We start from the raw sequence: 23216 nt of genomic DNA on the forward strand, positions 1-23216 counted from the left end.
TAGGGCGCATATTCTGGCTAAATCCACCTTACATTGCCCGAAACAGGCGATTAAAGAAAACTTAGGAGAACTTCATGCACGTTCTGATCATCGAAGACGACAAAGACGTCGCAGCCTACATTACCAAGGGTCTGAGTGAAAGCGGCTATGTCGTCGATGCCGCGCACACCGGTACCGAAGGCTTGTCAATGGCGCAAAGCGGCCAGTACGACATCCTTATCGTGGACCGGATGCTGCCCGAACTGGACGGACTCTCCGTCATCGAAAAACTGCGCAAGGACGGCATGAGCACCCCGGTACTCATCCTCTCCGCCCTCGGCGAAGTGGATGACCGCGTCGAAGGACTGGCGGCGGGCGGCGACGATTACCTCGTCAAACCCTACGCCTTCTCCGAACTGCTCGCGCGCGTGCAGGCGCTGACCCGCCGTCGCGGTGGCGAAATCCAGGACCAAATGATGCTCGAAGTCGCCGACCTGCAACTGGATCGCCTGAAACGCAAAGTCACGCGCAGCGGCAAAAAAATCAACCTGCAACCGCGCGAATTTCGCCTGCTCGAATACCTGATGAGCAACGCAGGCCAAGTCGTCACCCGCACCATGCTCCTCGAAAAAGTGTGGGAATACCACTTTGACCCGCAGACCAACGTCATTGACGTCCACATCTCGCGTCTGCGCAGCAAAATCGACAAAGACTTCGACCCACCCTTGATTCACACCGAACGCGGCGCAGGATATAGCCTCTATGACCCAAACGGCTATAACTAAGCGGCTGCGCGACTGGGGGAAGGCGGTAAAAACTACCGCCTTCAAATTTTCCCTGCTCTTCACCCTCGCATCGAGCTTTGTCACCGGCATCTCGATGTACACCCTCTACCGCAGCGCCGAAAAAGAAATCCGCGAACAAATCGACTCGCGCCTGCTCGCCGAAACCACCAGCCTGCGCCGCCGCTTTGAAGAGCGCACCAGCATCGGCCTCTACACCCCGGTACTCGGCATCATCGAGCGCGTCCCCGGCGACCCCAACATCACCTTCTGCGTCACCGCCAAACCACAGCCGCAAGGCAGCGGCAGCAACGGCCTGCCCTTTACCAGCCGCCGCAACAACGATCCCGCCGCATTTGACAGCAGCGCCGCCGACCTCATCATATTGGACAGCAGCGTTGCCGACCTCTGCCGCCTCAACCCCGGCAACCCCACCGACGGCGACCTGCGCATCAACCTCGTCATGCGCGTCGTCATCGTCAACACCGCCGACAACCGCTACACCCTCATCACCGCCTACGACACCAGCAACGAGCGCAAAATGCTGAAGCGGATGCTCAACAACAGCATCTACGTCACCGGCCTCCTCCTTATTGCCTCCTTCATCGGCAGCTTCCTCATCGGCTACATCATCATCCACAGCATCTCGCGCATCAGCCGCACCGCGCGACGCATCGTCGATGGCGACTTCTCCGAACGCATCCTCACCCGCGCCACCGACGCCGACGAAATGAGCCAGCTCGCGGGCGACCTCAACCATATGCTCGACCGCATCGAAGCGCTCATCACCAGCCAGCGACAAGTCACCAACAACATCGCGCACGACCTGCGCAGCCCGCTCAACCGGATGCGCAACCGCATGGAAGTGGCGCTGCTCGACCGCAACAGCAGCGTCGGCGAGTTGCGCGAAGTCATCGCCGACTCCGTCGAAGACGCCGAAAACCTGCTCAAAACCTTCAACGCGCTCTTAAACATCGCCCAGGTCGAAAGCCGCGCCAAGGACGACTTTAAACACGAAAGCCTGAGCGCCATCTGCGACGACCTGGCCGAACTCTACGACGTCATGACCGAAGAAGGCGAACACACCTTTGAAGCACACATCGAGCGCGGCCTGGACATCATGGGCAACCGCCAGCTCATCGCCCAGGGCATCACCAACCTGCTGGACAACGCCGTCAAATACACCCCCAGCGGCGGTCACATCACCCTGACCGCCGTGCAACGTGGCGAAAACATCCACGTCAGCGTCGGCGACAACGGGCACGGCATCCCGCCGGACAAACGCGACGAAGTCTTGAAACGCTTTGTGCGGCTGGACAGCGCGCGCAGCACCCCCGGCAACGGCCTCGGCCTCTCGCTGGTGAGCGCCATCGTTGCGCTGCACAATGGCAGCCTGCAACTGCACGACAACAAGCCCGGCCTTCGCATCGAAATCACCTTGCCGAGCGAAACCGCTTACCTGCGCCGCCAAAACGAAAGCGAGCTTTAATCCCCCTCGTCCGCCACAAGGCGGGATTTACACTTAAACGGAGATAACCATGAAAATCCAAAACCTTAACTCACCTTGAGTACAACTACCCTGCTCTGTGCCTGTGGAGGCGGTGGTGGTGATGGCGACAATACCGCCGATCCCAAACCGCAAACGCCGCCCGACACCAACACCCCAAACGCCGCCCTCTACCAAAAACGCTTCGATGAAGTCAAAAACAAGACCATCCCCTTCCGTGGTGATATGTCCGTCGATACCCTCGTTGATGGCCAAAAACTCATCTCCCTCACCAACAACGAACTGAAAGTAAACATCCGCAACCTGCCGCAGGGATGGTATGACGCGACCGGACAAAGCGTCTTTACTGACGGCTCCGGCATTCGTGACACCGCCCAAATCCGCAGCTACAACGGATTCTATAGCGGCGCCTACATCCAGAAAACAGATAAAGGTCTCTCCCTGCGCCTGGCCTACGGCGTAGAGCCGCTGATTGGCGAAATGCCCAATAGCGGCAGGGCGACCTACAACGGCGTTGCCTTCAACAACGATGCCAAAGGCACACTCGCCTATCAAGTCGATTTCGGCAAAAAAGAAGGACAGGGCAAAATCGCGGGGCTGGGCCGCTACGGCGACATCACCCTGCGGCCGGCACGACTCACTCTAGATAACAGCGACGATTTTGTCGTCGCGGAACTAAACGGCACTGCAACCGGTAATACTGGCGGCGCCATGCGCTATAACGCCCGTTTATGGGGGCCCGGTGCCGCAGAAATCTCCGGCAGAATACAGGACGCAGACAACGACGGCGTCGCCGTCTTCCAGGGCAGTCGCAGCGCGATTACCCCATAAAAGCGCGCGCAAAAATCAGCCCCGCCTGTACCACAAGCGGGGCTTTTTCATGTCCGTCCTTCACCGTGCCATGCTGCCGGTTTAATAGACCTCTTTCCAAACCAGGCAAAGGCATACGTTTTTTGGAATTTGTATCCCTGCCCCCACCCCAGCCCTCCCCCACGGGGGAGGGAGCTGTTCTGCGGTAGATTCAAATAACTGCTGCCGTATCGCTATGGATAGTCATGAAACTATTGCTATTTTTGCAGCCAATGAGTCCCCTCCCCTGTGGGGGAGGGTTAGGGTGGGGCAGCAGACAACAGCCCGGCAGGTTTGAGATTTTGTCGGGTTGTCGTGCAAGTTATGGTTTGGAAGGAATTCTAATGTTGCGGGACGCCTTGCGGGCTTTCAAAAATTTGCAGGCTGTAGGCACAACTGGCGGCGCGGCAGGATGCCATGATGATGCTGGCGCGGTATTTGCCGCTGCGGTCGGGAGTGTAGCGCAGCACGGGGGCGGGGGTGTCGCCGCTGGTGTCGGCGGTCAGCGTTTGTTGCAGGTTATCGCTGCGGGTGAGGGCGAGGTCAAGATCGCGGCAGGTGTCGGCGCAGTTGGCAAAAAGAACGTAGGGTATGCCCGCATCCAGCTCGATTTCCACGTCCGCCTGTTCGCCGGGAACGAGTTCGCTGATGATGGTTTTGTGTGAGATCTTGCTCTGCGGGTTCTCGCTTTTCATCCGCGCGCGGTTGGCTTTCATTTGCTGGTAAAGCTGCGCGTGTTGCGGGTCGTCCGGGATGTGTTCTTCAACGGGTTCATCGCTTTGGGGTTTGAGAAAGTCGAGGTTGAAGGTCTGGCAGGCGGTAAGCGCGAGAGCGATGAGGGTGAGGATGGCGGGGTTTTTCATGGGGCAGCGCTCCTTGCGCGTTTCAGTGCATGACTTCTTTGCCGTAGCTTTTAATGATGTCGGCGATGTGTTCGACGGTTTCTTTCGGCGGCGGATGCACGCCTTCGAGTTTGTAGGTGTCGCCGCACAGCGCCCATTTGTGCGCGCCCAGTTCGTGGTACGGCAGCAGTTCGACTTTTTCGATGTTGTCCATCGGCGCGATGTACTGGCCGAGGAGGTGGGCGGAGTGGTCGTCATCGCTGTAGCCGGGGACGATGACGTAGCGGATGCGGGTAAGCTGGTTCCGTTTTTGCAGGTGTTCGGCGAACATCAGGGTGCGGTTGTTTGGCACGCCGACGAGTTTTTTGTGGATTTCGTTGTCGAGCTGTTTGAGGTCGAGCATGACGAGGTCGGTGTGATCAAGCAGTTCTTCGAGGGTCTTGTCGTAATGGCGGGCGTAGCCGTTGGTATCGAGGCAGGTGTGGATGCCGTAGGCTTTGCAGGCGACGAACCAGTCGCGGATGAATTCGGGCTGGAGTAGTGATTCGCCGCCGCTTGCGGTGACGCCGCCGCCGGTCGCCTTGAGGTAGAAGCGGTACTGGATGACTTGCTGCATCAGTTCATCGACGGTGATTTTGCGCGATTTGTCGGTTTCCATGTCCCAGGTGTCGCGGTTGTGGCAGTAGAGGCAGCGCATCAGGCAGCCCTGGGTGAAGACGACAAAGCGCAGCCCCGGACCATCAACGGTGCCGCAGGTTTCGATGGAGTGAATGATGCCGTAGCGCATGGGGTGTTCCGTGTGGGTGGTTGGGCGCAATTTTACTGGATTGGGATGCGAAAAAAGTGCCGGTTGCCCGGCACTTTTTGTGGTTTGCAAGCGAGCGTGCCGCTTACATGGTTTGGGTGAAGGTACGGGTGATGACGTCCATTTGTTGCTCTTTGGTGAGCGAGTTGAAGCGCACCGCATAGCCGGAGACGCGGATGGTGAGCTGCGGATACAGTTCCGGGTCGTTCATGGCTTCGATCAGCATTTCACGGTTGAGGACGTTAACGTTGAGGTGTTGTCCGCCTTCAAATTCGCTGTCGTGGTGGAAGTATCCGTCCATCAGGCCGGCGAGGTTGGCTTGACGGCTTTGGTCGTCTTTGCCGAGCGCACCCGGAATGATGGAGAAGGTGTAGGAGATACCATCTTTCGCGTAGGCAAACGGCAGTTTGGCGACGGAGGTCAGGGAAGCGACCGCACCATTGACGTCACGACCGTGCATCGGGTTGGCGCCCGGTCCGAACGGCGCACCAGCGCGGCGACCATCCGGGGTGTTACCGGTTTTTTTGCCGTAAACCACGTTGGAAGTGATGGTGAGTACGGACTGGGTCGGGGTAGCTCCACGGTACATTTTGTGGCTGGCGACTTTTTTCATGAAGCGTTCAACCAGATCGCAGGCGATGCTGTCAACACGTTCGTCGTTGTTACCGAATTGCGGGTATTCGCCTTCGATTTCAAAGTCCACGGCGATGCCGTTTTCGTCACGCACCGGACGGACTTTGGCGTATTTGATGGCAGAGAGCGAGTCGGCGGCAACGGAGAGTCCGGCGATACCGCAAGCCATGGTGCGGTAAACGTCGCGGTCATGCAGTGCCATCAGGGCGGCTTCGTAGCTGTATTTGTCGTGCATATAGTGGATGCAGTTCAATGCAGTTACGTATTGGGTAGCGAGCCAATCCATGAAGCTGTCCATACGTTTGATGACAACGTCATAGTCAAGCACTTCGTCTTTCAGCGGTTCTTGTTTCGGGCCGACCTGGTCTTTGGATTTTTCATCAACACCGCCGTTGATTGCGTACAACAGGGTTTTGGCGAGGTTGGCGCGGGCACCGAAGAACTGCATTTGTTTGCCGACCACCATCGGGCTGACACAGCAGGCGATGGCGTAGTCGTCGCTGTTGAAGTCCGGGCGCATCAGGTCGTCGTTTTCGTACTGCACGGATGAGGTGTCAATGGAGACCTTGGCGCAGAAGTGTTTGAAGCCGACCGGCAGTTGTTCTGACCAGAGGATGGTCATGTTCGGTTCCGGGGACGGTCCCATGTTGTACAGGGTGTGGAGGAAGCGGAAGCTGTTTTTGGTAACGAGCGTTCTGCCGTCCAGACCCATGCCACCGATGGATTCGGTTGCCCAAATCGGGTCGCCGGAGAAGAGTTGGTCGTATTCCGGGGTACGGAGGAAGCGGACCATGCGCAGTTTCATGACGAGGTGGTCAATCATTTCTTGCGCTTGGCTTTCGGTGATGACGCCGTTTTTCAGGTCGCGTTCGATGTAGATGTCGAGGAAGGTGGAAACGCGGCCAAAGCTCATCGCGGCACCGTTTTGTGATTTGACGGCGGCAAGGTAGCCGAAGTAAGTCCACTGTACGGCTTCATGGGCGTTGGTAGCCGGGCCGGAGATGTCGTAGCCGTAGCGGGCGGCCATTTCTTTCATTTGGCCGAGGGCACGGTGCTGTTCGCTGATTTCTTCGCGCAGGCGGATGGTGGCTTCGAGGTCTTTGCCGGCTTCGAGGTCAGCTTGCAGTTCGTTGAACTGGCGGACTTTGTCGGCCATCAGGTAGTCAATACCGTAGAGGGCGACGCGGCGGTAGTCACCGATGATGCGACCACGGCCATAGGCATCCGGCAGACCGGTCAGCACGCCGGATTTGCGGCAGCGGCGGATGTCCGGGGTGTAAACGTCAAATACGCCCTGGTTGTGGGTTTTGCGGTATTCGGTGAAGGCTTTGGCGACCTGCTCGTTCAGCGGGGTTTCGTAGATGCGGCAGGAATCCATGACCATCTTGATACCGCCGTAGGGCATGATGGCGCGTTTCAGCGGTTCATCGGTTTGCAGGCCGACGATGACTTCGAGGTCTTTGTCGATGTAGCCCGGGGCGTGGCTATTGATGCCGGAGACAATGTCGGCGTCGATTTTCAGCGGGGCTTTGGTGCGGTTTTCTTCCTTGACGCCTTCCATCACGCTGTCCCACAGTTTGGTAGTAGCGGGGGTAGCGGGAGCAAGGAAGCTGCCGTCGCCTTCATACGGGGTGTAGTTCTTCTGGATGAAGTCACGGACGTTGACGCCGTTTTCCCAGTCACCAGAGATGAAGTTCGCCCATGCAGCAGGACGGTTTTCAGTTTTTGTCAGCATATTAACTCCTGATCAGATTGAAAAAGAAACGGTTGTAGCGGCAATGTCGCCATGCTGGCGCCCGCCTTTTGAAGCTGGAATTATTGTAAATTTTTTATAAAAAGATAGCAAACACCGTAGGTTGCGTGTCCCGCATTTTACGCCTCTTGCGAAGAGTTTTCATTGCAAGAACATCATTCTCCCAAATTTCGGATAATTGGATGGGAAATTTGTGAATGATGGCGGCAAGCGCACCGATGGCACCAACATCGCGTGCCCGCGCTTTGGCTGAAACTATCTGGCGAATCCGTGTAGTCCTTCGAGGTCGGGGGTTTTTTCGCTGTAGTTGATTTTTGTCCAACCGGTTTTGCCGACGGCGTTTTCGATGAGCAGCCAAAGATCGGCGCAGGCATTGCCGTCGTCAATGCGCGCGTTTTGGGAGCAATTCTGGTGCGGGGCGGCGAGTTGCAGGGTGATTTTTTCACCAGGTGCGATTTTGGCGACGGTCTTGTTGCCGTCAATACGGTCGGTGAGACGCAACGGAGTTTTTTGATCATGTGTGCCGTCAGGGGCAAGGATGCCGCGATAGTGACTGGTGAGCCCGAGGTAGTGATACGGCTGTTCAATTTCTTGCATCGCGCCGTCGCGCAGTATCCATTTTTGTCGGGCGCGGTAGTAGCGGCTGCGGCTGTCATCAACATCGCTATAGGCGTAGCCGTTACCGGGAAAATAGAAGGTTTGACCCAGCAGGCCGGCGGCGCCGAGACGGCGGATTTTGCCTTCGTTTACGGGAAGAAAGAGGCAGTAATGCTGGTCGTTCAGACTGACGGTGCAGTCGATGAAATAGCGCGTCCCGCCGGGGGTGAAGGCAGTTTCCAGCAGGCGGTCGAAGATTTCGTAAACCGGGGCGGGGTCATCCTTTCGCGGGTCAGGCGGCAGGCCGGGGGAGGGGGTATCCGGCTCGGCTTCGTCGTAGTAGTAATGGTTGTTGAGCGCCTTGCCGAGTTCAGGATGGTAATAAATGTCAAGATTGAGGCGGTCATCGTGCAGCTGTTCAAGGGCGGGGAAGGTTTCGCTGCGTCCCTCACCTGCCCGCGCCTGTACCCAGCCGGTGATGCCAAACGGCGTTTTGCCGAGAAGATGGCCATTCTTGTCCGCAAGCAGGATGCCGAGTGCCTCGCCTGCTGCAATGGTCGCAATGGTGTCGCCGCCTTCAGGCTCGCGGGTCAGGGTCAGGGCGGTGGCAGCGCGGGTTTCGCGGTTAATCCAGCCGTCATTTTGGTCGGAGATGTCGTCGGTAAAAAGCGGGGCGGCGCGGGCGACGGTGGCGAGAGCGAACAGGATAATGTGGATTTGGCGGCGCATAGTGTGGTTTGACGTGAATTTTCTGCGGATTATATAGCGGAATCCCCACTCATTTCACGCGCTACGATACCAAAAACCGTGCCGGTTCAACCTTCTGCCAACAGCGCCGCGCTTTCCAGCACTTCGGCAAATTCACCGTGCAGACTGGCTAGTGCGGTGCGGTGGATGATGTCAGCATCAAAGGAAGCGCCGTCGTAACCGGTGCGGGCGAAGGTGGCGCAGCCGTCGCTGACAAGGCGCACTGCGTAGCCGAGGTTGGCGGCCATGCGAGTGGTGGTGGAGACACAATGGTCGGTGCTGATACCGGCGATGACGAGATTGCGCACGCCCGCCGCATCGAGCCGCGCTTGCAGGTCGGTGCCGATGAAGGCGCTGTTGACGTGTTTGGTGATGATGACCTCGCCCGGCAGCGGGGCGACATCTGTCACGAAGGCAAAGCCAGGCGCGGCGGGATGCAGCGGCGATTGCGGGTTTAGCGAAGCGTGGCGGACGTGAATGACGAGCAAACCGCACGCACGCCAGTGTTGCAGCAGGCGGGCGCAGACGGCTTCCGCCTGCGGATTGTTGCGCGTGCTACCCCACCAGGCGGCGCCCTGAAAGCCTTGCTGGATGTCGATGAGCAAGAGTGCGGAATGGTGTGGCATAGAGTCTCCGGTGGTACAAGTCAAAATGTGCGATTCGAGCGCGCAAAGTTAGGGTGCCCGGTCAGGCGACGCAACACCATAACCGAAAAGCCTCCGTTTACATAAACCTTCCCCGTATAAACAGCCGCTATAATCCGCCCCTTTCACCATAACCAGGAATACCGATGAACATCACCGCCCTCCTCGCCGCCGAACTCGCCGCCACCGCCGCGCAAATCACCGCTGCCATTGACCTCCTGGACGACGGCGCGACCGTCCCCTTCATCGCCCGTTACCGCAAAGAAGCGACCGGCGGGCTGGACGACAGCCAACTGCGCACCCTCGCCGAGCGCTTGCAATACCTGCGCGAACTGGAAGCGCGCAAAGAAACCGTGCTGAACAGCATCGCAGAACAAGGCAAACTCACCGACGAACTGCGCGCCGCCATCGACGCCGCCGACAACAAAACCGCGTTAGAAGACTTATACCTGCCCTACAAACCCAAGCGCCGCACTAAAGCACAAATCGCCCGCGAACACGGCCTGCAACCGCTCGCCGACTTGCTGCTGACCGAACAGCCGCAAGACGTGGACACCGCCGCCGCGCCGTACCTCAACGAAAACATCGCCGATGCCAAAGCGGCGCTGGACGGCGCGCGCGCCATCCTGATGGAACAATTCGCCGAAAACGCCGCCCTCATCGGCGCGCTGCGCGAAAAACTGTGGGCGGAAGGCGAGTTGCACGCGCAAGTCATCGAAGGCAAAGAAGCCGAAGGCGAAAAATTCCGGGACTATTTCGACCACCGCGAAGCCATCCGCGCCATGCCCAGCCATCGCGCGCTCGCCGTACTGCGCGGGCGCAACGAAGGCGTGCTGCAACTCGCGCTCAAATACCAGCCGGACGAAACACCCGCCACCGAAGCCAGCGCCTACGAACAAACCATCGCCGCGCACTACCACATCGGCGAACACAAATGGCTGCGCGACACTGTTCGCCTCGCCTGGCGCGCCAAAATCTACCTCTCGCTGGAGCTGGACGCGCTCAACCGCCTCAAAGAAGCCGCCGACAGCGACGCCATCACCGTCTTCGCGCACAACCTCAAAGACCTGCTGCTTGCCGCGCCCGCAGGCCGCCTCACCACCTTGGGGCTTGACCCCGGCTACCGCAACGGCATCAAAAGCGCCATTGTTGACGACACCGGCAAACTGCTCGACACCGCCATCGTTTACCTGCACCAAGAAAACAACGCGCTCGCTACCCTCGCCCGCCTCATCAAACAGCACGGCGTCAAACTCATCGCCATCGGCAACGGCACCGCCAGCCGCGAAACCGACAAACTCGCGGGCGAACTCATCCGGGCGCTGCCGGAAGCAGGACTGCACAAAATCGTCGTCAGCGAGGCGGGCGCGTCCATCTACTCCGCCTCCGAACTCGCCGCCAAAGAATTTCCCGACCTTGACGTCTCGCTGCGCGGCGCCGTCTCCATCGCCCGCCGCCTGCAAGACCCGCTCGCCGAACTGGTCAAAATCGACCCCAAATCCATCGGCGTCGGCCAGTACCAGCACGACGTGAACCAGTCGCAGCTCGCCAAAACACTCGATGCCGTCGTTGAAGACTGCGTCAATGCCGTCGGCGTGGACGTAAACACCGCCTCCGTGCCGCTCTTGGCGCGCATCTCCGGCTTGAACCAAACGCTGGCACAAAACATCGTCGCCTGGCGCGACCAAAACGGCGCCTTTGACAACCGCAAAACCCTCTTAAAAGTGCCGCGCCTCGGCGAAAAAACCTATGAACAAGCCGCCGGCTTCCTGCGCATCCACGGCGGCAGCGAACCGCTCGACGCCAGCGCTGTGCATCCCGAAGCCTACCCCATCGTTGCCAAAATGCTTGCCGACAAAAAACTTGCCGCCGCCGAGCTCATCGGCAACCGCGAACACATCCGGCAAATCAAACCCACCGACTACACCACCGCCCAATTCGGCCTGCCGACCATCATGGACATCCTCGCCGAACTGGAAAAACCGGGACGCGACCCGCGCGGCGAGTTCCAAACCGCCACCTTCGCCGAAGGCATCCACGAAATCAGCGACCTGCAACCCGGCATGATTCTCGAAGGCGTCGTTTCCAACGTCGCCAACTTCGGCGCCTTCGTGGACATCGGCGTACACCAGGACGGCCTCGTCCACATCTCGGCACTCGCCGACCGCTACGTAGAAGACCCGCGCGACATCGTCAAAGCGGGCGACGTGGTGAAAGTCAAAGTGCTGGAAGTCGATGCTGCGCGCAAACGCATCGCGCTCACCATGCGCCTAAACGACGAGGCGGGCAGCGAACGCAAACCCGCCCGCGACAACAACCGCCAAAACCGCCCGCAACAGCGCCAAGAAAAACCGGCGAACACCGCGATGGCAGAGGCGTTTGCGAAGCTGAAGCGGTAATCCCTTTACCACCACAAAAACCATGGCTGACAACACCCTCATCCTCTACACCACCCCGGACGGGCAAGCGCAATTCGTCTTGCGTGAGCTGGGCGGGCAACTGTGGTTGACGCAGGCGGAAATCGCCGCGCTGTACCAAACCAGTAAACAAAACATCAGTAAACATATCGCTGCCGTTTTAGCTGAAGGCGAGCTTTTACCGGAAGCAGTTGTCAACTCACAGTTGACAACTGCTGCGGACGGAAAGAATTACCAAGTTCAGATATACGCCCTGCCGATGATTATCGCCATTGGCTACCGCGTACGTTCCAGCCGTGGTACCCAATTCCGCCAATGGGCGACACGTACCCTCGGCGAATACCTGCAAAAAGGATTTGCCATTGACGACGAACGCCTGAAAAACCCGCCTGTCGGCACCGTCGCCGCGCCTGATTACTTCGACGAATTACTAGAACGCATCCGCGATATCCGTGCCAGCGAAAGGCGCGTTTACCTGCGCGTGCGCGAAATATTCACGCTTGCTGCGGACTACCAGCCCGACTACAAAGAAACCACCCAATTCTTCAAAATAATACAAAACAAACTGCACTTTGCCTGCACCGGACACACTGCCGCTGAAATCATCCACGCCCGCGCCGATGCCAACAAGCCCATGATGGGACTGACCCACACCGCCAGCGGTGAAGTACGCAAAAAAGACATTACCGTCGCCAAGAATTACCTGAACGAAGCGGAAATTACCAACCTGAACCGCGTTGTAACCATGTGGCTGGACTTTGCCGAAGACCAGGCAAAACGCAAGAAACAAATATTCCTGCGCGACTGGCAAGAAAAGCTGGATCAATTTTTGCAGTTTAACGACCGTGAAGTATTACAAGGCGCAGGTAACATCAGTAAAGAACAGGCGGATGCAAAAGCTGCAGTAGAATATGAGCGCTACAGTGCTGCCCAACGCGCGATTAAAGAGCAGCAGGGTGAAAGTGATATTGTGGAGCTGGTGGAAATAAGCAAGAAATAGCTTTATTTTGAGCCTGGGTAAAAGTATCAAGAAAAAATATTGAATACCGCGACAGCAGATGCGTTTGCGAAGGTGAAGCGGTGATGGTATTTGAACCATAGATCAGGAGAATACTAATGACTGAAACAGAAGCCAAAAAATTATTGCTGCAGGCTATCGATTTATATCAGCAAGGAGAGCTGGATAAAGTTATAGATATCTTATGTAAGATTCAGCGTGAAGATTCGCCAGAGCTGTATGCAAAGGCGCAGTTTATTCTCGGTAGTGCGCTTGGGGAACGGGGAGATACTGAAGGAGAAATTATTGCCTACCGTAATGTCACGCATGAAGATTCACCAGAGTATTATGCAATAGCACAGTTTTATCTCGGTGCGACGTTAGGAGAACTGGGAAATACAGAGGGAGCACTTACCGCTTACCGCAATGTTACACGCAAAGATTCATCAGAGCATTATGCTATGGCGCAGTTTAATCTTGGTACTATGTTAGGGATGCAGGGAGACTTAAAAGGAGCTTTTGCTACTTGGCGCAATATCACACGTGAAGATTCATCAGAGCAATATGCAAAAGCACAACTTAATCTTGGTGTTGTATTAGGGAAACAAGGTGATAGGGAAGGAGAGTTTTTTGCTTACCACAATATAACGCGTGAAGATTCGCCAGAGAATTATGCAAAAGCGCAGATTAATATTGGTATTGCATTAGGAGAACAAGGTGACTTAAAAGGAGCTATTGCGGCCTATAGTAAAATACTACGTAAGGATTCTAAAAGTTTATATGCAAAAGCACAATTTAATATTGGTATACTATTAGAGAAGCAAGGGGATATAGAAAAAGCTATTGCCACTTGGAAAAATGTTAGGCGCGAAGATCTTGGTATTTTACATGAATATAATTATTATGAAACCGAAAGCTGTCTAAAACCATTAAGCCATAAAAACCTCACTGTTTCATTGTTAAAAATTCGACAAACTGTAGCAACGTTAATCCGCAACCTTTTGGTTAAAAAAGATTCTCAAAATACTAAGAAACCTAAAGTTGCCCATTATTCAAGTCCTGAAGCCACCTATGCTATCCTCGCTAAAAATTCTCTACTTCGTCTTACTTCTGCTAAAGGCGTAAACGATCCGTCAGAAGGTTTGGTATTATATCAATATATATATAATTATTGTAAATTAAAAATCAATACTCAGCCTCTAATATTAAGCACAGATACTTCAAATCAATCCACATCTGTTTTTATTGGGTGTTTTACTTTCAACCATGATAGTCTAAACCAATTTCGCCTGTATGGAAAAGAAGAAGGACGCGAAGCCTCCGGTATTAGTGTAGTTATCGATCAACGTTTTTTTAGTGATGAGAATTTGTTTGGGATTATGTCAGCAAGCGTGAATTCTCCAATAAAAGAAAATTTAGCAGATTTAGATAAGAAGTTTGTATCAGATAAAAAGCATAAATTAAGTAAGCAGCAAAAAAATAAATCCTTAGAAAATCTTCCCCTCTATCGGTGCTTATATCTAGATCCTAATAGCGGCTACCTTTCTATCGCACAACGAGATAAAGCCACCTTTTTTGCTGAAACTTGGTATGAAAATAAAACGGCAGATTATAAAACTATTTGCGAGCAAGCGGAGAAAGATTGGGACTCTTATTTTGAAGAAATTAGCAAATTAATCAAGATAATAAAAAATGAATTTACCCAGTTGGCGGATGCAGTGGCCGAAATATTGAAGGAATCACCTGGCAACGATGTACTAGATACCCTTGTCTTCATATTACAACCATTGCGCTATCTGGTTAAACATGCTGCATTTCAGGAAGAACAGGAATGCCGTATGCTCTATATTACCAGCTTGGAGGATACACGAATAAAATCTGAGTGGGATAATAAACGTATGTACCTTGAGTATGCGACACCGGTTAAAGAGGCTCTCGACAAAATCTACCTCTCCCCCGGTGCGCAACCTCACGAGGATTTTTTCAAAAAAGAACTACCTGACCTGGCAAAAGAAGGAAAGATTCGCCATTCACGAAACCCGTTCAGAAACAAATAAACGATACAAGTATCGTGGCTCAATATAGAAAACTGCAATAAATCCAATGGACAACATCAAACTTTACGACAACACCCAAATCCGTACTGTCTGGGACGAGGCGGCGGAAGAATGGTATTTTTCCATCATTGACGTCATCACCGTCCTGACTGAAAGTCGCAACCCGCGTCGTTACTGGAGCGATCTCAAGAAAAAAATCCTTGAAGATGAAGGGAGTAGTCAACTGTACGAAAAAATCGTACAGTTGAAAATGCCCGCCCCGGACGGAAAAATGCGCAGCACCGACGCTGCTGCCCTTGATGGCATCTTCCGCATTATCCAGTCTATTCCATCGCCTAAAGCTGAGCCGTTCAAGATGTGGCTGGCGCAGGTAGGCAAGGAGCGGCTCGATGAAATTACCGACCCTGAAATCAGCATTGACCGCGCCCTGCAAATGTATTTGCAAAAGGGCTATTCGCGTGAATGGATTAACCAGCGGCTGCAAGCGATTCAGGTGCGCAAGGAGCTTACAGATACCTGGCAGGCGCAAGGTGTACGCGAAGGGCGTGATTTCGCCATTCTCACCAATGAAATTACCCGCGCCTGGAGCGGAATGAGTACCCGCGAATACAAGGGTTTCAAGAATCTGAAAAAGGAGAATCTGCGCGACAATATGTCCACTCTGGAACTGGTGCTTAATATGCTGGCGGAGGCAACATCTGCCGAAATCAGCAAGCAGGAAAACGCACAAGGCTTTGACGAGAATCTGCAAACCGCGCGGAGGGGTGGCAAGATAGCGGGTGCGGCACGCGAGAATATTGAACGGGAAACTGGTAAGCCTGTCATCACCCGGCAAAATGCGCTGGATTTTTCCCGTGTCCTGAATGAATTGAATAAACCGAAACCAGATGATGACAAATAAAACACAAGATTTTATTCCTGCCCATTTGCTAGCAGACAAGCCGCCGGAGCCTGATTTTTTTGACCGGAAAGATACAGAAAAAGAGCGTCCGCCGTTGGTATTCAGCAAAACATTGATGCAAAGAATTGGCGTCAATCCACAACACTGCTTTCTGGTTTGCCTTCACGGCGAGGCGATGAAACCAACAATTAACGGTGAGGCGGAATTATTGATTGACCGTTCCGACGTTACGCTAGCAGATGGCTATATTTATGCGCTTGAAATTGGCACTCGCGCACTGGTGCGCCGGGTAAAACTGTATTTGCGTCATATTGTGCTGGTTTGTGATAATCCGGAATATAACGACATGGTTGTTGAGGGCGAAGATTTGCAACAGTTAAAAGTAATTGGCCGGGTGCGTTATATTGGTCAGCAGGTCTGAAAAAATCCCCGCATTGCGGGGATTTTTTATTGCCGTCATTCAGCCTCAGGCCAATATTCCGGCAAAGTTCAGTACAAACAACACGGCAAAACCCATCAGATAAATCAGTCCGACTATGGCCAATACATTCATCGTTGGGGAGAGTTTGTGTTTCTTGTCTTGCCTGACCAGCCAGTAATTGAGCCAGGCGAATACCGGCGCGGCGAGGAAGGCGGAAATCATCGCGAATTTCAGCAATTCGGCGAGGGCGCTGTTGAACCACAAAATCAGTGCCAGGCCGGAGGCGGATGTCCATAGAATCCAGGCGAACAGTTCGCGTGTGCGGAAGTATTCGCGGCCTTGTACCAGCCGCACGGATTCGGCGACCGCGCGCGAGTAGCCGTCAATAACGGTAATGGTCGTGCCAAACATGCAGGCAAAAGCGATGAAGCCAACCAGCGGTCGCGCCCATTCGCCAATGGTTTTGGTGTACATGCCGACGAGCTGCGCCACGTATAGACCGCCTTTCTGGATTTCCAGGGTTTCGCCGTTGCCGTATTGCACGTACACACCGAGGGCGAGGAAGACGATGGCCAGCACGGCGCTGGTGATGTAGCCGACGTCGAAATCGAACATGCCGTCGCGGTAACTGACCGGTTCGTGCCGCTGCCGCGCCGTGACCCAGAGCGAGTTGATAGCTGCGATTTCTATCGGCGCGGGCATCCAGCCCATCAGGGCGATGATGAAGCCGAGCGCGGCAAGATTCCATGGCGAGGGTTCGATGAAGCCTTCCTGCATCTGCATGCCTTTATTGATGGCGATGGCGACTGCGGCGATGGTGGTGATGCTCAGGCTGATAACGATGATTTTGGAGAGGCGGTCGAGCGCCTTGTAGCGCCCCATCAGCAGAATCAGCACGCAGGAGGCGACGACCAGCACCGAAAGGGCGTTGTTCGAGAGGGGAAGTCCCGGGATGGAGATTTTGATGATGACGGCGGTGAGCAGGGCGACCGCGCCGGTGCTGATGGTCGAGGAGAGGAAGCACATGATGAGGAAGACCCAGAGGTACACGCGGTTTTTCTCCGCGTAGCCTTCGATCAGGCTTTTGCCGCTGTCGAGGGTGTAGTGCGCGCTGAAGCGGAAGAACGGGTATTTGAAGAGGTTGGTCAGCACGATGATGAGCGCGAGTTGCCAGCCGTAGAGCGCACCGGCCTGGGTGGAGGCGATGAGGTGCGAGCCGCCGACGGCGGCGGATGCCATGAGGATGCCGGGGCCAAGCGCGCGCAGGCGGGTTTTCCAGGGGGATACGGTTTGCTGCATGGGTGGTAGTCTCCGTTTAGTGATAAAGCGCGGGATTATAGTAAATATTGCGCATAATGGTAATAAATTGGTAAAAATCGGGTGTTTTTCTCCCGTAATTTGTAAATTATTAGGGATTTTCTTGTTGGTTGGCTGCCACTCCGGTGTCCACGCGGACTGCTATGTGGTGCAGCCGGACATTCATGCCAGACGTTTTTGGGTGTCGGCCATAAATGGCCGACCTACGAGCTGTTTTTGGCGGTTTGTGCGCGGGCGTTCCGCGCGGCGTGGCGGGCAGTACTGTAAGGTTGGGTTAGCGCGCAGCGTGTAACCCAACAACGCAATCGGGCTTTTTTTTTCAAAGACGGCTTGTCTGCCGGAGCGTTTTAGCGTGGTTATTTTTGGCGCCGCTTTATGAGTGCGTGTGTCCCGCCGCCCGCAGCGGGCGGGAAATATGCGGGCGGTGTTCGGCGGCGTGCCAACCGTGCGCGGCGTATTGTTCGAGGATGCACAGGGCGTCGTCGAGCCACGGGCGCAGGTTGTCCGCGCTGATGTAGTCCAGGTGCAGCATGGCGTCGTCGTTGGCGATATGCGCGCTGACGCTACCGTTGCCGTGGATTTCCCAAAGGATGAGTTGCAGCCAGTCGCCGTTGGCGCGGCTGACGCAGTAGTCGCGCGCGGTGAGGTCGGCGCCGTCGTCCTGGCCGATGAGGCCGATGGTGAGTTGGTGCGCGTCCGCCCAGCGTGCCAGTTCGTGTTCGAGGGCGGCGATGTGTGCGGGCGGGGCGAAGTCAAAGGGGGTGGTCATGGGTGCTCCAGTCGGTTTGCAGCGGGCGATGGTCGGAAGTATGCCACGGTAGCGCGGTGGTATGCGCCCCGCCGTGGCGTATCAGGGCGTGATCAAGGTTGAGACCCAGCGGCAGCCAGGTCGGCAGAAAGTGGCGGGTGGTGGCGCGCAGGTCGGCGTCGCGCAGAAACGCACGGTAATGCGGTGAATACGGACTGCTATTGAGGTCGCCGACGAGCAGCACGCGGTCTTCCGTGGCGAGGCGGGCGGCGAGTTCGTGCAGATAGGTAATGCGGGCGCGGGCGAGGTCGGCGTTAATCGGCGGTGGCGGATGCGCGGCGTAGAGAATGCGGCCATCGCCCAGCACAGCGCGGATGGCGGGGTATTCTCCGGGGAAGAGGATGTCGCAGGCGGCGAGCGGCGCGCGCGCGAATACGGCGAGGGCGAAGGGGCTGTCGTCTTCGTGGGCGCAGCCGTGCGGGTAGTGTTGGCGCAGCGCCTGCCAGCCGGGGTCGCGCAGTTGTATTTCGGCAAGGGCGACGATGTCGGCGTTTTGTGCGATGAGGCGGGCGCTTTCGCCAGCGGCATCGGCATTGTCGAGGTGGACGTTGTACCAGATGACGCGCGTGGCGGCGGTGTCCGCCGGGTCAAGGCGGAACGGCCACAGCATCCAGCAGGCGAGCGCTAACGCGAGGGTCGCCCAGAGGTAGCGCCAGCGGTGGCGCAGGCAGAGCGCGGCGAGGATGAAGACGGCGGCGTAATACGGCACGAAATGGCTGAACAGTTCGGCGAGCCAGTGCAGCGCGCCGAGTTGGCCGGTGATGAGTGCGGCGAGGACGAGCCAGGCGAGAGCGGAGAGGCGGCGGGTGAGGTAGTTTTTCATGGGGTTTGGCGTAAGGATGGCGATGGTTTCAAAGCGGTTCTGCCCGGCGCAGGTAGTGAAACAGGTAATGCCCGTCTGTGCAAATGGTCTTCAAAACGCAGGGGTGATTAGGGACTGTTTACAATTGGCCATAACATGATGATTTCATTCGCAGGTTTGGTTAAGGCCTGTTTACCATTCAGCGTAAACACGCCCAAGCCAATGCGGTTGCGTGCCGACGATTTTGTGAGCTACACCATTAGTTTGTAGGGTGTGTGCCGCAGGCACGCACGCGTTTACCGATGTCAAATTCCCGCGTGCGTGTCGGCTACGCCGCCACACACCCTTGTATGTTTCCCCGATATATGATGTCAACCAAACAGGCCGCCCGCTCCGCTTCGCTGCGGGAGAGGGGGCTTTTTCAGCGCAGTTTTTCTGCCGCTTCTTGCAGGATTTTCGGCGAGACTTTGAGCGGGCTGCCCAGCTCCTGCGCGTAGGTCTGGATGCGCCAGGCTTCTACCAGCCGCCAGTAGTCCAGCAGCGCCGCGCGGGTGCTGGCGGGGGTGCCGCGTGGCGGGGGTTGCGTCGCGCGCGTCATGCCGTGTTTGGCAAGCGTTTGTTGCAGGGTCGCTTCCCACGGCGCGAGTTCTTGTTGGCGTTGCAGGTCTTTTAGCGGGTCAAGCCGCGCTTTTTCGATGCGTTTTAGGGTGGCGGCAAGGGCGCGGTCGATGAGGTCGAGGTCGCGGCTGTCGCTGGCGCGGATGAATTCGGGGTAGATGAGGCGCTCCAGGTGCGCGGCGATGTCGGCGCGGATGGCGGGCTGTTTCAGGTTTTGCAGTTGTTGTTTGGCGTCGCTGTAGCTGGCGAGGATGCGGGTCAGTTTGGCGGCGAGTTCGCTGGCCGCCGGGATGAGTTCGCGCTCGCCGCGCGTGAGCGCCGCTTCCCAGGCGGTGCGTGTGCGCGGGACGCCGTCTCGCAAGCTGACGTGTTCGAGCAGGCGGGCGATGATGTCGTCGGCGAGGGTGCTGTCGCTGCCGATTTTGCGGTAGTGCAGCGCCATTTGGGTGTAGCCGGGCAGGTTTTTGCGCAGGTATTTGATTTTGTTTTGTAGTTTGTCGGCGAGCAGGGCGTGCGTGGCGGCGTGATGCGCGCTCGCGGCGCGTTCGGGGTCGTCGTGCAGGCGCAGGCGGATTTTGCTGTCTTCGAGGGTCAGCGCGGGGTAGCCGGTGATACCGTTGGGCAGGGTTTCTTGTGCGGGCAGTTCGTCCCATTGCCAGTCGCTGATGGGCGCGTCGTCGGCGTGGCGGCTTTGGCTGCGGCAGCGGAATTGGGCGGCGGCGCTGTCGCTGTACTGCGCTTGCAGGGCGGCGAGGTCGCGGCTTTCTGCCAGCACGGCGTTTTTGCCGTCGTGCAGGCGGTAGTTCATGCGGTGGTGGTCGTCGATTTTTGTTTCGTCGAAGGCGTCTTCGGGGATGGCGGTGCCTTTGATGGCGTGGATGGCGTCCACGATGGCGCGGTGCAGCGGCGCGTCGCTGCCGGCGATGCGTTCGTTCACGGCTTGCGCGAAGGCGGGGATGGGGACGAGTTGGCGCCGCCACACTTTCGGCAGGGCGCGCAGCAGCGCTTCGATTTTCGCCGGCAGCATCGCCGGCACGAGGCGCTCGAAGGCGCGCGCCTCCAGCGCGTTCAGCGCCGGGAGCGGGATGTTGACGGTGATGCCGTCCGCCGCGCCGCCGGGGTCGAAGTGGTATTCGAGCCGCAGTTTTTGGCCGTTGATGGTGAGGCTCGCCGGGTAGTCGGCCTCATCAATGGTTTCATCGCTGAGTAATAGGTCGGTCTCGGTCATGGCGAGCGCCGCTTCGCCGTGTTGTTTCGCCCATTGTTCGAGGGTGACAACGCTGTGCACGCTCTCCGGCAGACGTGCCATGTAGAAGGCGGCTTGTTGGGACTCGTCGGCAAGGATGCCGCGACTGCGCGTTTTGTGTTCGCGCTCTTCGAGGGTTTCTATCAGGGCGCGGTTTTGTGCGATGACTTTGAGGCGGGTGTTGAGGTCGCCGGGGACGAGCGCGTCGTGGATGAAGATTTCGTGGGCGAGCGCCGGGTCGTGGCGGGCGTAGGGGACGTTGCGCCCGGCGACGATGGGCAGGCCGTAGAGGGTGGTGGTTTGGCTGGCGAGTACGTTGCCCGCTTTTTTTGACCAGTGCGGGTTGCTGTATTGGTGGCGGGTGAGGTGGGCGGCGAGGTGCTCAAGTTCGGCAAGCTGGATGGGGGCGCAGGTGCGGGCGTAGGTGCGCTGGGTTTCGATGATGCTTGCCGCCATCACCGCTTGCGGTGGTTTTTTCGCCAGCACGGAGGCGGGGAAGAGGCTGAAGCGGCTGTGGCGCGGGCGCAGGTAGTCGCGGTTTTGTTCGTCCCACAGGCCGACTTGGTCGAGGAAGCCGGTGAGCAGCGCGCGATGCAGGGTTTCCATCTGCGGGTTTTCCAGCGCCAGCCGGCCTTTGGCGCCTTCCGGCAGCTCGCTTTTCGGCGCGGCGGGGTGGGCGGTGTCGAGGTGCAATTTTTGTTCGCGGCTGTCGCGCAGCAGTTGGTTCACCAGTTCGCGCCACTCGCGCATCCGCTGCGGGTTGAGGTAGTAGTTTTTGCACCATTGGCGCAGGCGGTTGTTGCTCGCCGTGCGCCGTTCGCGCTGGTAGGCGGCAAAGAGGTTGAGCAGGGTCTGGTAGTCGCTGCTTTTGTCGGCGAACTCGCCCTGTTTTTGGTCGGCGCGCGCTTCTTGGCCGAAGGGGCGTTCGCGCGGGTCTTGGATGGATAGGGCGGCGACGAGGATGAGCGCGTCTTGCAGGCAGCCGCTTTTTTCGGCGGCAACGAGGATGCGGGCGAAACGCGGATCGACCGGTAGCCGCGCCATTTGTCGCCCCAGCGGGGTGAGGCGGCGGGATTCGTCGGTCGCTTGCAGCTCAAAGAGCAGGCGGTAGCCGTCGTTGATTTGGCGTTCGTCCGGCGCGTCAACGAAGGGGAAGGCGGCGATGTCGCCCAGTTTGAGGACGAGCATTTGCAGGATGATGGCGGCGAGGTTGGTGCGCAGGATTTCCGGCTCGGTGTAGGCGGGGCGCTGTGCGTAGTCTTCTTCGCTGTAGAGGCGGATGCAGATGCCGGAGGAGACGCGGCCACAGCGTCCGGCGCGCTGGTTGGCGGCGGCTTGCGAGATGGGCTCTATCGGCAGGCGCTGCGTTTTAGTGCGCAGCGAGTAGCGGCTGATGCGCGCCGTGCCGGTGTCGATGACTGCCTTGATGCGCGGCACGGTGAGCGAGGTTTCGGCGACGTTGGTGGCGAGGACGATGCGGCGCGGCGCTTGCGGGCGGAACACCGCCTGCTGGTCGGCGAGCGAGAGGCGGCCGAAGAGCGGCAGCACGTCGGTGTCGCGCAGTTGTTCGCGGCGCAGGCGGTCGGCGGCTTCGCGGATGTCGCGCTCGCTGGGGAGGAAGACGAGGATGTCGTTGCGCCCGTGCTGGTCGAGTTCGGCGACGGCGCGGACGATGGCGTCCGCCGTGTCCTCCTCTTCACCCGGCGGACGGTAGCGGATTTCCACCGGATAGGTGCGCCCACTGACGTTCAGTACCGGCGCGCCGCTGAAGTGCGCGGCGAATTTTTCCGCGTCGATGGTTGCCGAGGTGATGATGATTTTGAGGTCGGGACGGCGCGCGGCGAGGCGGTGCAGGTAGCCGAGGAGGAAGTCGATATTGAGGCTGCGCTCGTGCGCCTCATCGACAATGATGACTTCGTATTGCGCGAGGTACGGGTCGGAAAGGGTTTCGGCGAGCAGCATGCCGTCGGTCATCAGCTTGATGACGGTGGCGTCGCTGGTTTTTTCGTCAAAACGCACCTGGTAGCCAACGGCATCACCGAGCGGCGTATCGAGCTCCTCGGCGATGCGCGCGGCGACGCTGCGCGCGGCGATGCGGCGCGGCTGCGTATGGGCGATGGTGCCGCGTGCGCCAAGGCCGAGGGCGAGACAAAGCTGCGGCAGTTGTGTCGTCTTCCCCGAACCGGTTTCGCCGCTGATGATGATGACTTGGTGTTCGCGGATGAGGCGGAGGATGTCGTTTTTCGCGGCAAGAACGGGCAGGTCGGCGCTGAGTTTCGGCTGCGGCAGCGCGGCACGGCGCACCTCAACCGCTGCGGTGGAAGCGGCATATTCGGCGGCAAAACGGGCGCGCAGGCGGTCAGCCGGCTGGCCGCGCCGCTCGCGTTCGCGGATTTGGCGGTGCAGTTGGCGTAAGGGGTGGCGGTCGCGCGCGAGGACGGCGGTGAAATCGGGGGCGGTCATGGATGGTGATGGTTGTGAAAAAGGGCAGGCA

General features: G+C 57.5%; 17 protein-coding genes. 8 read left to right on the plus strand and 9 right to left on the minus strand.

The window, feature by feature from the left end; translation table 11 throughout:
* Positions 1 to 74: 74 nt before the first annotated feature.
* The 3 genes from ACO54Z_RS07030 to ACO54Z_RS07040 all read left to right on the plus strand — a co-directional run bounded on the left by ACO54Z_RS07030 (position 75) and on the right by ACO54Z_RS07040 (position 3099).
* A complete protein-coding gene (locus tag ACO54Z_RS07030) occupies positions 75 to 764 on the plus strand; it encodes a response regulator transcription factor (protein WP_298081577.1) in 690 nt (229 codons plus the stop codon).
* The gene (locus tag ACO54Z_RS07035) at positions 742 to 2250 is read left to right on the plus strand and encodes a sensor histidine kinase (protein WP_485996384.1); all 1509 of its coding nucleotides are present in this window, start codon (positions 742 to 744) and stop codon (positions 2248 to 2250) included. The genes ACO54Z_RS07030 and ACO54Z_RS07035 overlap by 23 nt, the downstream gene beginning before the upstream one ends.
* 75 nt (positions 2251 to 2325) lie before the next feature.
* Positions 2326 to 3099 carry a factor H binding protein domain-containing protein gene (locus ACO54Z_RS07040; protein ID WP_485996385.1) on the plus strand — a complete coding sequence of 258 codons (774 nt, stop codon included), beginning with the start codon at positions 2326 to 2328 and terminating at the stop codon, positions 3097 to 3099.
* 359 nt (positions 3100 to 3458) lie between these two features.
* On the opposite strand, the gene ACO54Z_RS07045 is transcribed toward ACO54Z_RS07040, so the two are convergent.
* The 5 genes from ACO54Z_RS07045 to ACO54Z_RS07065 all read right to left on the minus strand — a co-directional run bounded on the left by ACO54Z_RS07045 (position 3459) and on the right by ACO54Z_RS07065 (position 9120).
* The gene (locus ACO54Z_RS07045; RefSeq protein ID WP_485996386.1) at positions 3459 to 3980 is read right to left on the minus strand and encodes a hypothetical protein; all 522 of its coding nucleotides are present in this window, start codon (positions 3978 to 3980) and stop codon (positions 3459 to 3461) included.
* Between the two features lie 22 nt (positions 3981 to 4002).
* Complete coding sequence (gene pflA, locus ACO54Z_RS07050; protein WP_485996387.1) at positions 4003 to 4746, minus strand: pyruvate formate lyase 1-activating protein; 744 nt, start codon at positions 4744 to 4746, stop codon at positions 4003 to 4005.
* 103 nt (positions 4747 to 4849) lie between these two features.
* Positions 4850 to 7132 carry a formate C-acetyltransferase gene (pflB, locus tag ACO54Z_RS07055; RefSeq protein ID WP_298078878.1) on the minus strand — a complete coding sequence of 761 codons (2283 nt, stop codon included), beginning with the start codon at positions 7130 to 7132 and terminating at the stop codon, positions 4850 to 4852.
* 273 nt (positions 7133 to 7405) lie between these two features.
* Positions 7406 to 8476, minus strand: a complete 1071-nt coding sequence (locus ACO54Z_RS07060) for a hypothetical protein (RefSeq protein WP_485996388.1) — start codon at positions 8474 to 8476, stop codon at positions 7406 to 7408.
* 86 nt (positions 8477 to 8562) lie between these two features.
* A complete protein-coding gene (locus tag ACO54Z_RS07065) occupies positions 8563 to 9120 on the minus strand; it encodes a cysteine hydrolase family protein (protein ID WP_485996389.1) in 558 nt (185 codons plus the stop codon).
* A gap of 164 nt (positions 9121 to 9284) precedes the next feature.
* Here ACO54Z_RS07065 and ACO54Z_RS07070 point away from each other — a divergent pair, with 164 nt between their 5' ends.
* From ACO54Z_RS07070 to ACO54Z_RS07090, 5 genes are all read left to right on the plus strand, one after another.
* The gene (locus tag ACO54Z_RS07070) at positions 9285 to 11537 is read left to right on the plus strand and encodes a Tex family protein (RefSeq protein ID WP_485996390.1); all 2253 of its coding nucleotides are present in this window, start codon (positions 9285 to 9287) and stop codon (positions 11535 to 11537) included.
* Between the two features lie 22 nt (positions 11538 to 11559).
* The gene (locus ACO54Z_RS07075; RefSeq protein ID WP_485996391.1) at positions 11560 to 12555 is read left to right on the plus strand and encodes a virulence RhuM family protein; all 996 of its coding nucleotides are present in this window, start codon (positions 11560 to 11562) and stop codon (positions 12553 to 12555) included.
* Between the two features lie 116 nt (positions 12556 to 12671).
* Positions 12672 to 14609, plus strand: a complete 1938-nt coding sequence (locus ACO54Z_RS07080; protein WP_485996392.1) for a tetratricopeptide repeat protein — start codon at positions 12672 to 12674, stop codon at positions 14607 to 14609.
* Positions 14610 to 14655: 46 nt separating this feature from the next.
* Positions 14656 to 15510, plus strand: coding sequence for a BRO family protein (locus tag ACO54Z_RS07085; RefSeq protein ID WP_485996393.1), 855 nt, complete (start codon positions 14656 to 14658; stop codon positions 15508 to 15510).
* The gene (locus ACO54Z_RS07090) at positions 15497 to 15931 is read left to right on the plus strand and encodes a S24 family peptidase (protein ID WP_485996394.1); all 435 of its coding nucleotides are present in this window, start codon (positions 15497 to 15499) and stop codon (positions 15929 to 15931) included. The genes ACO54Z_RS07085 and ACO54Z_RS07090 overlap by 14 nt, the downstream gene beginning before the upstream one ends.
* A gap of 45 nt (positions 15932 to 15976) precedes the next feature.
* Here the strand turns inward: ACO54Z_RS07090 and ACO54Z_RS07095 are convergent, their stop codons facing one another.
* The 4 genes from ACO54Z_RS07095 to hrpA form a co-directional block, all read right to left on the minus strand.
* Entirely contained in the window at positions 15977 to 17230 is a 1254-nt protein-coding gene (locus ACO54Z_RS07095) for an NRAMP family divalent metal transporter (RefSeq protein WP_485996395.1), read from the minus strand.
* Positions 17231 to 17621: 391 nt separating this feature from the next.
* A complete protein-coding gene (locus tag ACO54Z_RS07100) occupies positions 17622 to 18017 on the minus strand; it encodes a hypothetical protein (protein ID WP_485996396.1) in 396 nt (131 codons plus the stop codon).
* The gene (locus tag ACO54Z_RS07105) at positions 18001 to 18879 is read right to left on the minus strand and encodes an endonuclease/exonuclease/phosphatase family protein (RefSeq protein WP_485996397.1); all 879 of its coding nucleotides are present in this window, start codon (positions 18877 to 18879) and stop codon (positions 18001 to 18003) included. The genes ACO54Z_RS07100 and ACO54Z_RS07105 overlap by 17 nt, the downstream gene beginning before the upstream one ends.
* Before the next feature lie 400 nt (positions 18880 to 19279).
* Entirely contained in the window at positions 19280 to 23185 is a 3906-nt protein-coding gene (hrpA, locus tag ACO54Z_RS07110) for an ATP-dependent RNA helicase HrpA (protein WP_485996398.1), read from the minus strand.
* Between the last annotated feature and the right edge of the window lie 31 nt (positions 23186 to 23216).

Source organism: Cardiobacterium sp., from assembly GCF_057314735.1.